This window comes from Paenibacillus sp. J22R160 (assembly GCF_059692135.1).
In genome coordinates, this window is sequence record NZ_JCAUAU010000005.1 from 191,143 (window position 1) to 204,122 (window position 12,980).

At 43.1% G+C, this 12,980-nt stretch carries 9 protein-coding genes; all 9 read right to left on the minus strand.

All coding sequences use genetic code 11. The annotated features are described in order from the left end of the window. Positions 1-88: 88 nt before the first annotated feature. The 9 genes from AC58UW_RS14600 to AC58UW_RS14640 all read right to left on the minus strand — a co-directional run bounded on the left by AC58UW_RS14600 (position 89) and on the right by AC58UW_RS14640 (position 12,956). Positions 89-568, minus strand: a complete 480-nt coding sequence (locus AC58UW_RS14600; protein ID WP_497421365.1) for a hypothetical protein — start codon at positions 566-568, stop codon at positions 89-91. Between the two features lie 298 nt (positions 569-866). Next, the gene (locus tag AC58UW_RS14605; RefSeq protein WP_497421366.1) at positions 867-4,697 is read right to left on the minus strand and encodes a polysaccharide lyase family protein; all 3,831 of its coding nucleotides are present in this window, start codon (positions 4,695-4,697) and stop codon (positions 867-869) included. A gap of 710 nt (positions 4,698-5,407) precedes the next feature. Further along, positions 5,408-5,860, minus strand: a complete 453-nt coding sequence (locus AC58UW_RS14610; protein ID WP_497421367.1) for a hypothetical protein — start codon at positions 5,858-5,860, stop codon at positions 5,408-5,410. A 24-nt stretch (positions 5,861-5,884) separates the two neighbouring features. Beyond that, positions 5,885-6,556, minus strand: coding sequence for a YwrJ family protein (locus tag AC58UW_RS14615; RefSeq protein WP_497421368.1), 672 nt, complete (start codon positions 6,554-6,556; stop codon positions 5,885-5,887). A gap of 15 nt (positions 6,557-6,571) precedes the next feature. Continuing rightward, a complete protein-coding gene (locus AC58UW_RS14620) occupies positions 6,572-7,936 on the minus strand; it encodes an arsenic transporter (protein WP_497421369.1) in 1,365 nt (454 codons plus the stop codon). A gap of 153 nt (positions 7,937-8,089) precedes the next feature. After that, on the minus strand, positions 8,090-8,572 hold the full coding sequence (locus AC58UW_RS14625; protein WP_497421370.1) for a hypothetical protein: 483 nt from the start codon (positions 8,570-8,572) through the stop codon (positions 8,090-8,092). A gap of 228 nt (positions 8,573-8,800) precedes the next feature. Further along, positions 8,801-9,748 carry a hypothetical protein gene (locus tag AC58UW_RS14630; protein WP_497421371.1) on the minus strand — a complete coding sequence of 316 codons (948 nt, stop codon included), beginning with the start codon at positions 9,746-9,748 and terminating at the stop codon, positions 8,801-8,803. A gap of 1,610 nt (positions 9,749-11,358) precedes the next feature. After that, the gene (gene dctA, locus AC58UW_RS14635; protein WP_497421372.1) at positions 11,359-12,654 is read right to left on the minus strand and encodes a C4-dicarboxylate transporter DctA; all 1,296 of its coding nucleotides are present in this window, start codon (positions 12,652-12,654) and stop codon (positions 11,359-11,361) included. Between the two features lie 113 nt (positions 12,655-12,767). Continuing rightward, on the minus strand, positions 12,768-12,956 hold the full coding sequence (locus AC58UW_RS14640; RefSeq protein WP_497421373.1) for an ACT domain-containing protein: 189 nt from the start codon (positions 12,954-12,956) through the stop codon (positions 12,768-12,770). Between the last annotated feature and the right edge of the window lie 24 nt (positions 12,957-12,980).

The following is a 12,980-nucleotide window of genomic DNA, read 5'->3' on the forward strand; positions in this document are numbered from 1 at the left end:
TCGAATCCACGACGCACCTGATAGCCGTTTTGAAGCCACATTTTTTTCGGCTATATATTCGCAATCGTCTTTCATCAGCAGTCGGTAATCACTCAGAATATACTTCATCACTTCCTCTTATAAGGAGACGATATGTACACGGTTTAAGTTGTAAATTACGTAGCCATGGACCTAGGCGGTAAGTAGCTTCCCCGACTCGTGTTAACGAAGCCATCGCGCCCGGGCTTGCATGCAATCGCAAGATCGGAAGAATAATGATGATGCCAATAACAAAAAGACACGCGGAAATCAAAAATGCGACAAATAGCGTAGTCATTTCTTTTACAAGACCCGCCACGCTCATCATGACGACCATAGCGCTACAAAATATAAAATTCAAGATGCTGGTTACCCGCCCAACGAATTCTTGTTCCGTGTTTTGCATGATCATGGTACTCGTACTGATATGATTGCAGGTAAAAATTAGTCCGAGCAAAAACTTCATAAAAAACGAAAGCCAAATCCATTCGGAAAAGCCCGAAACGACAATGGTTACGGCAGCCCCTGCGTTGCCTATAAGAAACAGCATTTGCGGCCCTCCAGCAATATAGGTTCCACCGAGCGTAGTTAGGATTTTATTAGAGAGCACGTATTTTAAGCCTTGTTTTATCGTTCTTTACAGAGGTTTGTGCCTCTTTCACGACGCCTTGAGCCGATGGCAATTTGAGGATTGTAAATCGCACAGCATACTGGATGTATATTAATACTGAGCAAGTCTTAGTCTATCGAGCTGGAGATCTTGGACTTTTATAATAGATAGCGCCCATGTTGGGCGCACAAGGAAGAGGAGGAATCTTGTGGACTCCTCCCCCCTTTCTATTACATAATTACTCCAATATCTTCATCGCAACTGCTGTTAAGTCATCGATGTCTATTACACCGTCTTTATTCACGTCACCAGCTTTAAATTGATTCCAGTCACTGTCGGTCGACTTCTTGCCATACCCCGCTGCCACAATCGCCAAATCTCCAATGGTTACTTTGACGTCGCCGCTAACATCTGCGGAAATTCTGGATGATTCGAAGGCGGTAATGGCCAATGTTAAGTTGGTTGCAGCTTGATCGATCTGCTGTTGAGTTACCAAGGCTTGATCGACAACAGCTTGGGCTTGATTGATCACCGTTTGCAGTAATGCCTTCGATCCGGCTACATATTGACCATCGGCCTTGCCTTCTACTGCGGCATTAACCTTGGATTGCGCTAAGCCAATTAATGTCTGAAGAGCAGCCCTATCGACAGGTTGATTCTGTACGTTGAACGTGAAGGAGGATCCCGGTATATGTAATTCCTGACCCCTACTGTTGGCAATGATTACATTCCCAACTGCTACTTCAGCTTTAACTGGAACAGCGTTAGGCTTGGCAACGAATGTAAAACTAACGAAATTGCCATTGGCCGGAGTCACTTGGTCTTTAACAAGCGCAGCTGTCAGGAATCTGATATTCCCCGGAGATAGCTCTTTTGACTCAATAACTTCTAAACCTTCCGTCAGTGAATTCGCCTTTACGAATGTCAGTACATCGGGATCGAACTGTATCGTCAGATCTTGCGCATATACTTCTTGATAAACGCTTTCGGTCACTGCACTGATATTGAAGCTTAGATCAAATGGCGTACTTGGTACAACGGAAGCCGGACCGGTTAAAGATGCTGCTGCCGTTTCAGCCCCTGCTTCATAAACAGCGATGGAATCCAAGTAAGTCGTCATAACCTGACCTGTAGTATCCTCACTCAGAATGACTACGTCAAGGGAAGCGATCGTGCCGTCATTCTTTGCGGGATCGTAAACAAATTCCAATGCTTGCTCAGCACTTGTAGCTTTATTCTTGTAGGTGACGGTTATCTTCTTAGCTGTCTTATCTACAACTACGGTTACCGTATACCAGGCGAGTTTATCGCTGAATGTAGTATTTTTAACACTGGTATAATTATTTTTTGGACGGTTGAGTTGCGTGTAGGCTCCCAGATTGGTGTTGTGTCTGTTTGTTAGTGCGACCAATATGTCGCCGTTGCCGTCCAATAAACGCAGTTCGGCACTTTTGGCCGTACTATTGTTTCTTGGCGGTGCGGGGTACCAGTCAAATACGACCATCATTTTATCGTTATCTACAGGTTTAGGTAATGCCTTCCGCATGGCAAGGTTAATTACGTTGTTCGCATAAAGCTGAAACTTTTTGTTGGTGTTCCCGCCTATATCGACATTATCGACCTGTGCGAAGATATGCCCCGGTTCCGTTCTGTCAAATCCCCACAGCGAGTCGTCCTCAAAGTCGGTGTAATAAAGTCCTTTATAACCCGCAACCGGAGGTACGGCACGGGAGAGATGATCCATAGCCTGCTGCAGAGTGTTCCTCGCTGCATAAACCGTATTCTGAGTAGCGCCAGCATTAGCCATAACAGCATTAGCAGCGCTCAGAGCCTGTGCAAAATCATCCCAGTTCTCTGGATTGTAATCACTTTCGTCGAATGAACTAGCCGTCGAGACTAACTCCTGAAGCGTTGTTTTGTTGACGCCCGAGCCATTCGCCACATTTCTAGCGCTGATGGTCAGCAGTTCTTTATAGTCGTTACCAACGTTTTGTGTATCCATCAGCGATATAAAGCCGGCAAGCGCATTGCTGAAGTTAGCGGCGTTAGTATCAAGATAGTTGTGGAGCACAGTAACAGCGGAATCCGTAATATCGCCCGCTCCCTTCCCGCTATTAACAAGTTGCTTAAGCGAATCAATATTGCCCTGTTCGTCTGTGGTCAACATGATGGTATCATACATAACCGAACCCCGGTAGAATGGCGGCGGATTCGTGTCAATAATAAGGTCTCTCGACTTATTCGTAATGGTTATCGTGTTTGTGCCATTTGTCAGCAAGCTCGCGTCAAAAATGATATCCTCGCTGAGGTAGCGTCCGCTGCGGTTTGCGCTGCGATATATGGTTTGGTCGTTTTTGCCTACATAATTCAGCACTTTAACAACGGTTCCGTTGACCTTGATTTCCAGTATGGGCTGATTGGACACCGCAGCAAAGGCGATACGCAGGTGTGCGTCACCTGTATATGCTTTAGTTGAATTAAAATCAATCTTCCATGCACCGGTTTCGGCCCATGGACCGGTGCCGGGCCATGCTCCAAAAGCGTTTGCAGTCGATGTCCATATATTGGGGCTGGAGCCGACGGTTTCGGTTTTTACCTGAGCGTAATACCAATCTTTTGTAACACTGGTGTTCACGTTATAGGTTAAGTTCGCTGGTGCGTCGCGCATAAGAGAGTAGTTTCTCTTTTCGTCACTGCCTCGGAAGCCTACCGTGGAATGGCTGGCCTTGCCGATTTGGAACAGATAGTTGTTGTCTATGGTAGGAGACCAGGTTAAGGTTCCCAGTTCTTTCTTTGTTCCTCCATCTGAAGCTGTAATATTTACACCTTCATACTCAAGCTGCCCTATTATGGAACCGTGCTGTGGGAACACATACAATGTATAGTCCCCTGGTCGTACGTTAGGAATACTGAAATTACCGTTCGCGTCAGCGTAAGCATAGAAGTAATATCCATTGACCTGGCGAATTACTTCTACGCCCGGCTCGGATAGGATCACCATGGCGCCTCCCAAGTCCCTGCCGTCGGAAGTTTCGAGCTTACCTGTAACGGTCGCTCTCTCGTCCGCCTTAGGATACAGTCCCGGAGTATTAGCAGTATCTGTTACGAAATTATAAGGCCACTTCGCTTTTTCCTCAGCCGCTTGCCTCTTAGCGTCGGCTATAAGATCGCCTCCGTCGACGGATGCAGCATCATTAAAATAAATCAGCCATGGGCCGTGAATCTTCTGCCAGCCGTTAGGCGGGTCCATATTAGCGCCGCCCATGTGGCCGCCTGTAAAATAGTTAAGAATCAATGCATCATCACCGTGTACCAGCAATTCCTGTTTTAATGGACCGCCGGAGAAGTACTCAGAGCTGGCGTTAATCATCCAGGCACCGTAATTGTCGCCATAATGGCCTACAAGAGGATTCTCGGCGTGATAACCCACAAAGTCGTATTTGGAGTAAATAGTGTCTGAATTAGGATCCTTCCATGTGGTATCCTGAACCACCGGCTTCCAGAGCGGTATGGTTTGGTTCATTTCGCTATTATAGCCATTGGGAAGGAGATTGTGGCTAAAACCATACAGCGTACGCACTTCCGCCGCTCCGCCTCTTTGTTCCGGTGTTGACAATATTACATAGTCATATAGACCATTGACACCCCTGCGCATGACAAAATGACGCTCCGCTTGGAACCTTTGGGTGGCAGCAGTATATGCATATGTCAAAGCGATATGTACCTCGTCCGCAGTATCGAGAACAGCCGTCACTTTTGTTACGGTAAAACTGTCTATGTTATTAGTAATCGTGAACGGATAACTTGGCGCCGTTAGTGATGCACTTCCGTTAATTTTAACATTACTTATTTGTCCATTAGTAGTCGATATATCCATCGATAATGTGCCGTTGCTTAGCCTCCACGTGTTGGCAATGCCGGGACTTTTATTCAGCACAACATCATTATTCAATACAGTCGCAAACGTTTCCTCAGCCTCTCCATCTGCCGCCAATGCCGAAAACTGGACGAGGGCAAATGTCAAAACAAACGCCAATAATAGCGCGAAAGAGAGCCTAAACTTAGCCATATCTTTTATCCTCCTAAAATTTCAATATACTACCAGATCACTCAGCTCAGCGATATGAGGGTTTACAGACTCTTAAAACGGGAGGCAGATACCCTGCACCCTTCAAATTGAATCCCGCGAGTTTATTTAGTTGGCGTGGATATCCGCATTGTAAACGCTTCCATTTTCGCTAATATTTAACAATCATTGTAGTAGTCCCCCTCGTATTTCTGGGACATCTGCTGAATCCTGCAGTTCACCACCGCATAGCACGGTTCCAAATCTTCCTCCTCCTCCTCTGGTTCAATCATGTAACTAATGGATAATACATCTCCACTTAACGATACGTTATGTAACAATGTAAAGCTAGTTTAAAAATCATACCTTTTTGTTCAAAAATCAGAGGTGTCCGCCAAGACTAGAATAAAGGGCTGATAACTCTGTCCCTCCTCCTTTTAGACTGATCATAATTCGTCATGAATAGGTATATCGTAATAACCCACTTTAGGGATTGTTGGCTTCAGCTTCCTAGCCTCATCAACTGCGTTTTGATGTATGGCAGTTATTCGAATCTCCAAGCTCGTCTTCGAATGCATGACTTCACTAAGTATCTTATTTAAAAAGCGGCTTTCGTTTTTATGTCGATAAGAAATAAAGAACCCAAGCTCGTATGATTCGAAACTTGGGAGGAGTATGGCATTACTTAAGCATCGATAATTACATTATAGGCCTCAGTGCCGTTTATCCCCTTTTCCTTTTCCTTTTTGATCTTTTTCGGCCTTCTTACCTTCTTCACCTTTTTGTTCCTTACCTTTTTCTTCCTTCGGTTCTTTACCCTTATCAGCTTCCTTGCTTTTTTCTTCCTTTGGTTCCTTACCTTTTTCGGCTTCCTTACCTTTTTCTCCCTTTGGTTCTTTACCCTTTTCAGCTTCCTTACCTTTTTCTCCCTTTGGTTCTTTACCCTTTTCGGCTTCCTTACCTTTTTCTTCCCTTGGTTCTTTACCCGTTTCGGCTTCCTTACCTTTTTCTTCCCTTGGTTCTTTACCCGTTTCGGCTTCCTTACCTTTTTCTTCATTTTGTTCCTTACTGTTTGTATCCTTTACCTCTTTTTCTTGATTTCCCTTCTCATTCTTATGTTCACCGTGTTCATGGCCGTGCTTACCGGGGCCTTTTCCTCCTGGCATGTTCATTACCTCCTTAGATTTCCGTTACATAGACGGCGAGTGGACGCTTTTAATATGTTGTATGTTCGTGTAGTACGCCTTGCCCTCCGCTGTAATCATATGAACTATATTGTTATCTATCTCTTTTAATAATCCTATCCTACTATGACTTCTCCCCAAGTCAAAAACGACAATACTGCCTTCCAGCTTTTTAACCTGTTCCTCAAAGGTGCGGGATAGAGGCAAATCGGAAGGATTTACAGGAAAAAATTTTTTATCCAATAGGTATGGAGTATGATAGTTATTATATGGAGTTAGCCATTTCAAATGTGTTAATGGGACAAACATAGTTCTATATACGGGGGAGTAAAACTCGAAATAATTTGTCATCACGTGAGTAATATAACCATGAATAGGCTGATTTCCAGAAACAAAGATTTCTGAGAATATTCCTTTGGCGTTCATTAATATTTTCCTATAAGAAATTTGTTTATCGTTATTGATTGGTTTTTCAGGAGGAGCGGAGAAGTCAGATGAATTTTTTTGGCTGCTCACACTGAGGTTCAGAACATGGTAAGTGGGAATATACATATAACGCTCCCCATTATAAACAACCAAAATATCATGCTCTGCATCTACTAAAACTCCCGTATGCCATTTATCGCCAATCATTTCAACATCAATAACAGCTCCTAGCTGCTTCTGAAAAAAATCCATTTATTTCACCTCCTCTCACATGAATAACCAGCCCGACCATACATATAAGCAAAGGAGACTTAATAACAGACCGATTGGTATAACTAGAATTGTTACTTTTATATATTGGCCCCAGGTGAGGGTTATTTTATGAGCTTTAAGTATATGCATCCAGATTAATGAAGCCAGAGTACCCATTGGTAATAGTAATGATCCAATATCTGCACCGAGGACATTGCCCAAATAAGCGGTATGCAGAGTAAAGGTATCAAGTCCCATACTTTGTATAGACAAAGAGCCAATCATAACTGATGGCAGGTTATTGCATAAATTTGACATTATTGTTAGTAAAATCCCCATTACAAAGATCGCGTTGAAGTGACTTTGAGCAACCGTCTCACCAAACCATCTTACAATAAATTGAGTCAAGCCAGAATTATGAAGACCGTAAATAATGACATAAATACTGAAAGCGAATATTAAGATGTGCCAAGGAGTCTTGATTAGTATATCTTTAAGACCAGTTCCTCTGCGTTTCCACCTAATGGCGATTAGCAGAATAGCTCCAACAATAGCAGGCCATTCCGTCGGGATTCCAAAAGGAGTCAATAAGAAAAAACTGCATCGGATCAAGATCACAATGAATATGCAAATACGAAACAGTCCCCAATCAATAAGACGTTCTTCCCTAAGGTTTACCTTAAGAGGATGATAATTTGAGGAGTCATTATGCACAATGGCGTTTATAGAATCAGGATGTAAAACCATAATCTTCACAGGGATCTCTTTCTTAAAATAAATGAATAGCAGAAACGCTATTGTTATAATCCCTATCATTGCAGGTACAAACATCATAGCGGTATACGTGTTAAGGTCCAATCCCACTGATTTTAACGCTATGAGATTGGCCAGGTTGCTGACACCAATTGGTGCACTAGCTCCGGTTGCAACAAGTGCTCCCGATAAAAGATAAGGAATTTTTTGTTTGTTCTTTAAATTTAGTATAGTTAAGGTCTGTATAATGATAGGCGTTGTAATCAGAATGCTCCCGTCATTATTAAAAAACATCGTCATCAGAAAACATAATATGTTAACATACCAGAAGAGTGCTCGTCCCGATCCTTTTGCTCGCAGTGCTAAATTGATAGCTGCCCACCGAAAAATTCCGATACTCTCAAGAACGATAGACATTACAATTGTGGATAAGATGGTTATGCTAGCACCACTGACAATAGAGCCGATACGGTATAGATCTGAAAGAGGCACAATCCCTAAGACTAAAAGGATCAGAGCACCGACTGATGTCGGAATTGATTCATTAATACCGAATGGACGCCAAATTATTAACAAGGTGACGGCAACAAAAACAGTGGAAATTATAGCAGTTGTCATACTAAACATGGGCCTGCACCTCGCAAAGATTGGTTGTTGGCACTTCATGTTTGATAACAATGGTCAGGAAAGGGAGAATATTATTAAATGTGTATCTAATACTGGATAGATTGATTACCATTTGGATTCCCCCTTCCTCCACTATTAACATGCCAAAATGAGTTATTTTTTCTCGTTACTCTCCTGCTTTTGTTCCTTTTTCTCTTCTTGGTTTTCCTTTTTGACTCCATAAGATATGCTTTTAATATGAAATGTAAAAATAGTGACCAACTCATGATTCACAACCATGGTAATATAATCAGCGTTGGTATCGGATACAACTCCTTGAACACTTTCATGTCCTCCACGGTTAACCTGACACCACAGATTTTTCATACCGCCCAACAAACCAACAAAGCTGCCTGCTTCCATAATTTTAAGCGTTACTGGCAGAGTCTCTGGAGTCTCCGAACCATCAACAGAGTCCTTCGTATTTTGTGTCATACTTTTTAAATGTTGGGTGTTATAGTAAACCAGTCCGTCCTTCTCATTATAAATAACAACATAATCAGAACCTACTGAAACCACCCGACCTTGCCGAGACTCCGGGCCTCCACGATCCAATCTTACTTGTTTTCCCATCAGTATAGAATAATCAAATGCCATGTTATTTTCCCTCCTGAAATTGGTTTGATTGTTGCATACTTATATATATGTACCTGACAATAGTTTGTACTAAACGAATAACCCGTCTCACCGTTTATTCCACTACTATCACTAGAGGGCATATACACGGGGATATAAATACAAATACCCTTCCGAACATCGGAACACGTCTAAGCAAATCGTTAAACGTTTTTCACGAATGACCAGAAGGGTTTTTTAGCAATCCAATTATGATTTTATCTCCTTTATATTTGACACATCGGAGATACTGCTTAAGGCAACGGCAAAAACGACATCCCGTGTGGACAATACGACAATACATTCGTTAAGTCCGATAACTTCCGCATTCAAAACATCGTTCAGTTGTTCGGCCAAAGTGTTGAAATCCACCTTAGCTTTACCCACTAATGGCTTGAACAAGTTTGTCATAGCTGCCGCTTCGCACTGATCCGAATCCTTTTTACCAGACTCTTCTTTACTATTCAACGATTTTTCATCAAAATCAGCTACCCAAAATTCTAAGCCCACAATTAAATGGACAGGCACGAAATGCTCTACTCCGTTGCTTACGAAATTTAGAAGAAGGTTCTCGACAGAATTAATTTTCACATTCGAATACTTCCCATTTGAATTGTCTAATGTGTGCACTTCTTTCACTGTTTTGCCTTTGAGTTGATTTAGAAAATCTCCCATGCAGCAATGATTACAATCTCTTTTCGCTGAAGATCTGACATGTTTAGGTGGCCCTGGCGGTTTAGGCGGTCCTGGAGGCTTAGGAGGCCCTGCTGGTCTCGGCGGTCCTGGCGGTCCTGGTGGTCCTGGCGGTCCTGGCGGTCCTGGCGGTCCCTTCGGTCCTTCCGGTCCCTTCGGTCCTTCCGGTCCTTCCGGTCCCCTCGGTCCTTCCGGTCCCTTCGGTCCTTCCGGTCCCCTCGGTCCTTCCGGTCCCCTCGGTCCTCCCGGTCCCCTCGGTCCTTCCGGTCCCTTCGGTCCTCCTGGTCCCATTGGTCCTCCCGGTCCCATTGGTCCTCCCGGTCCCATTGGTCCTCCCGGTCCCATTGGTCCTCCCGGTCCCATTGGTCCTCCCGGTCCCATTGGTCCTCCCGGTCCCATTGGTCCCACTAGGCCAGGCGGTCCTGCTAGCCCTCCAGGCCCCTTTGGTCCTCCTTGTCCCCTCATTCCCTTGGAACCTCGCTTATGGACAATCTTTTTACATTTGTGTATCTTACGTTTTGAGCGACATAATCGTTTTTTCTTATGCTTTGAGCATTTACATGGTTCCTTACAGCAAAGAACGCAAACATTACACAAACTTTTCTTTTTCGAACTCCGCTTCCATTTTCTGAGGCGTAATGGTTTTTTTCTCTTTTTCTTATGCTTAGAAGGATTACAGGAGACTTTGCTTTGACATATGCTACAAAGTTCCTCTTGGTTGCTTGATGGGGAGTTAAGGACTTTGAGTTTTTTTAGTGTATTATATTCCTTAAACTCATAACTCACTGGTTTATGGAAAATTTTCATGCGGGGTGCACCAGGATGAATAAAAACTTTTGACATAATCATATGAACTAACCCTCCCTTCATACTAATAGGCATTCTCATTGGAGGAACATTAATCTATTTGGGTGTTTACAGTATTAGTGTATGGACCTATGAAACAGCCTGTTCTAGTGATAAAGCACATTTTAGGAATTGAAACAGCTAAAAAAAAGAAAAAGGGCAATGCCCCAGATCAATAAAAATAACATGACATATATATGCAGTATAAATATTGATGCAAGTTAAATATCTGGTAATATGAAGTATAAATCCAACCACTCTGACAAACAGGAGGTATTCTTATGTTAATAGTATGCATACTTCTTCTATCAGGCCTTGGTTTATATGTTTGGCTGAAACCTCTATCGGAGATTTTCCACCAAGAGCAAAATCATAATATACTCCCAGAACATCCTTCAAGAAAGGCTCAGATATCTAAATATGAAAATGAGCAAATGTAAAGGAAAATATAATATTTTTTGAACATACAAAAACACAGATCGATTATTATTCGAAATGTGTTTTTTAGCTACAAAAGCTGATGTGATGATTACGTGATGATTACCAAAAATAGAAAAAACGGTCTGTATTCGCATCTATTTAGCGATAAGACCGTTTCTGTTTTTTTGTGAAGTTGGTATAAATTAGATCATTTTCTGAATCTAGTACTCAGATTTAGTGTGCTTGACTTTTTCCAGACATATAATCCCCTTTTTTAATAATTCGTTCTTACGCATTTCCGTATTTTAACACATCCAAGTAAGGATAACTGCCCGTTTAGCTCAACAAAAAAGGAACAGCTGCCGACCGCGATATAATAGCTCCTTGTCTATCGGTATGCTAAATTGCTTTAATGCTAACAATACTGCGCCCGCTACTGGTGAGAACGCAGGTTTAATAAGCCTATACCTCTTGTTTTTGCCAGCACCCATTTTGGAAGCGAGTCTTAGTTGGAAATAATCACAGTTAGCACAATTCCCCGGAAATTTGTGCTTGTGCGACATGAATTTCCTTAGCCATATCGATACCAACAAGAGCGCCTCCTTGATGGTGTTGGGTTTAAACCCGGGACAAACCCATCATACTGAGGCGCTCCTTTTTTGACAAAGGCCAATTTATATCCCTCGTATAAACGCTTTCGTTTTAATTAGTCCGATGGTTACAGGACAAAGGCTACTTAATTGATTTTATTCTCCTTGACGGGAACAGTTCAACGAGATGCTCTATTTGTATATTTGTCTTATAAAAACTTACGAAAAATTACCAGGCAGCTCCTTCGCTGTAAAAGTCGGAGCCTCTTCAGGTTTAGATTCGAAACCATTTGGATGAAACTGATTCTCGGACTTCGCAATAACAATCGTCGCAACGCTGTTACCAATGATATTGGTAATAGCGCGAGCCTCGGACATAAAGCGATCTACACCAATCAGAAGCGCCATGCCTTCGACAGGAATGACATTATGCGGAATTGCGGCAAGTGTTGCCGCCAGCGTGACGAAGCCTGAACCTGTAATCCCAGCCGCACCTTTTGAAGTCAGCATCAGTAGGCCAAGGAGAGTCAGCACTTGAATCCAATCCAGATGAACGCCATACGCTTGCGCAATGAAAAGTGCTGCCATTGATAAGTAGATGGATGTGCCATCCAGGTTAAACGAATAGCCAGTCGGTATGACAAGTCCGACAACTGGCTTGGAAGCGCCGAATTTCTCCAGCTTTTCCATGACCCTCGGAAGAGCGGATTCCGAAGAGGACGTACCAAGAACAAGCAGCAATTCTTCTTTAATGTGACCAAGCAGCTTAAGCAGGCTGAAGCCGTAAAATTTGCAAATGGCTCCTAATACGATAAAGATGAAAAGAGCCATCGTCACATAAACAGAGCCCATCATTTTACCTAGCGAGAACAAGGAATGAACACCGAATTTACCAATCGTATAGGACATCGCTCCGAATGCGGCAATCGGAGAAAACTTCATAATAATACCGACTAGGAGGAAGAAAATTTGGTTTAATTGCTCAAAGAAGCTTTTAACCAGCTTCACCTTGGAGCCCAGACCCACCATCGCGAGTCCAAATAGCACGGAGATGAACAACACGGGGAGCATCTCGCCTCTGGAGAAAGCGGCCATTACGTTATCCGGCACAATACCGATAAGGAAATCCATGAAGCCATGACTCGTTGCCGCAGCTTCTTTCGTGTATTTCTCGACATCTCCAACCTTCACACCGTTGGTGCTCATGCCTGCACCTGGCTGAAAAACGTACATAACGGCGATGCCAATTGCCATGGCGAAGGTCGTTATAATTTCAAAGTACAGCAGCGCTTTGCCGCCTATGCGGCCAATTTTTTTCATATTGCCCATACCCGCAAATCCAATTACAATTGTGAAAAAAACGATCGGTGCGATAACCATTTTGATCATCTTGATAAAAACATCGGAAAGCACCTTTAACTCGACTGCTTGCGAAGGAAAAAACTGGCCTACCGCAATCCCTAGCACAATCGCTATCAACACTTGAAACGTCAAGTTTTTTCTAAGCATTGTCATGTTTGTGATTCCTCCTTTTTTAATCTTTATCCTTGCACTTTTTCTCTGCGTCTTCTTGCTACTCCGTCTTCATAAGCGGCTTGGATAACTGCTTCTCTGACCCGCTCCACCACTCACTGGTTAAACACATTGATTGTGATATCACGGACCGTGATGTTGATGTCGGTTTTCACGATGTCGATCGCAATAATATCACCGCCCATGTCACCAATGGCTGTCGCAATGCTGCCGAAAGATGCGGCACCTTTCTCTAATTCAAGACGTAAAATAATGCTCGTATTTACTCCCGACGGGATTGACATGTACAACACCTCAAACGCATTCAG

Coding starts and splice junctions, on each gene's coding strand:
- AC58UW_RS14600 (WP_497421365.1), bottom strand. CDS start 568: ATGCTGTTTCTTATAGGCAACGCAGGGGCTGCCGTAACCATTGTCGTT.
- AC58UW_RS14605 (WP_497421366.1), bottom strand. CDS start 4,697: ATGGCTAAGTTTAGGCTCTCTTTCGCGCTATTATTGGCGTTTGTTTTG.
- AC58UW_RS14610 (WP_497421367.1), bottom strand. CDS start 5,860: ATGCCAGGAGGAAAAGGCCCCGGTAAGCACGGCCATGAACACGGTGAA.
- AC58UW_RS14615 (WP_497421368.1), bottom strand. CDS start 6,556: ATGGATTTTTTTCAGAAGCAGCTAGGAGCTGTTATTGATGTTGAAATG.
- AC58UW_RS14620 (WP_497421369.1), bottom strand. CDS start 7,936: ATGTTTAGTATGACAACTGCTATAATTTCCACTGTTTTTGTTGCCGTC.
- AC58UW_RS14625 (WP_497421370.1), bottom strand. CDS start 8,572: ATGGCATTTGATTATTCTATACTGATGGGAAAACAAGTAAGATTGGAT.
- AC58UW_RS14630 (WP_497421371.1), bottom strand. CDS start 9,748: ATGAGGGGACAAGGAGGACCAAAGGGGCCTGGAGGGCTAGCAGGACCG.
- dctA (WP_497421372.1), bottom strand. CDS start 12,654: ATGACAATGCTTAGAAAAAACTTGACGTTTCAAGTGTTGATAGCGATT.
- AC58UW_RS14640 (WP_497421373.1), bottom strand. CDS start 12,956: ATGTCAATCCCGTCGGGAGTAAATACGAGCATTATTTTACGTCTTGAA.